Genomic DNA, 1,069 nt, shown 5'->3' on the forward strand with positions numbered 1-1,069 from the left:
GGGATTGCGCAGTCGACGTTTTACTACCACCGACACACCCACACCAAGGTGGTGCAACAACGCGAACAGCGCCACGCTGCACTCAAACCGTTGATCTTGCAGGCAGCAGCCGAATCCGGGCAAAGCTACGGTTACCGGCGCATCCACGCCTGGTTGAAGATCATGGGGCATACAGTGTCGGAAAAGATCGTGCGCACCCTCATGAAACAGCTTGGGTGCCGCCCGCCGGCGAAAGCGTCGGGCAAGTACTCCTCCTACACCGGTGAAACCGACCACAAACCGGCAAACCTGCTGCTGATCACCCCACCCGACAACAGCGACGATGACGGGGATGTGGATGCTACCCGGCCGGTTGTTGCACCGTCGCAGTACTTCATCGACCACGCCGACGCTCAGGGGCTTACCCACGATTTCCACGCGGATGCCCCGTGGGAGAAAATCGGCACCGACGTCACCGAAATCCACTGCCCAGACGGCAAACTATTCCTGTCGGCAGCGATCGATTTCTACGACGGGATGCCAATTGCGGTCACCATGTCGACATCACCGAATCACGACCTGGTCGCTGAGATGATCGCGCGAATCGACGCGCTAAAACCCGAAGAGGCACAACCGATTATCCATTCCGACCGCGGCGGGCTCTACCGCAGTGAACGCTGGGTCAGCCTGATTACCGATCACCCCCACAACATCCTGGATTGCCCCGACTGCCAAGCCGATACGTGGTGCGGCACCCGGTGGCGATACATCCCGTCACTGTCGCGCAAAGCCACCAGCGGCGACAACGCGCGCACCGAAGGCTTCTTCGGCACGATGAAACAAGAACTGCTCAAAGGCAGACCTGTGGTGTCAACGATGACGGTGGCGCAAATGCGCGACTACATTGACACCTACATCGACTTCTACATCCACAGACGATTGAAGTCGACACTCGGCGACGGCTACACCACCATCGCCGAACACCGACAAGCACTGAGTGCATAACAACGAGACAAAGTCCCCCAAACGCACTCCAAGAATTTGTCCGCATCCCCAAATGGCGGATAGCTGGGTCCTACTAGCTGGATCC

The 1,069-nt window shown here is 58.6% G+C and carries 1 protein-coding gene; it reads left to right on the forward strand.

Annotation, left to right across the window (positions count from 1 at the left end):
• The coding region (locus tag HMPREF2791_RS03130; protein WP_141764899.1) for an IS3 family transposase at positions 1-984 on the forward strand (984 nt) is incomplete at its 5' end.
• Between the last annotated feature and the right edge of the window lie 85 nt (positions 985-1,069).

It is taken from the genome of Corynebacterium sp. HMSC034A01, assembly GCF_001838175.1.
GTDB lineage: Bacteria > Actinomycetota > Actinomycetes > Mycobacteriales > Mycobacteriaceae > Corynebacterium.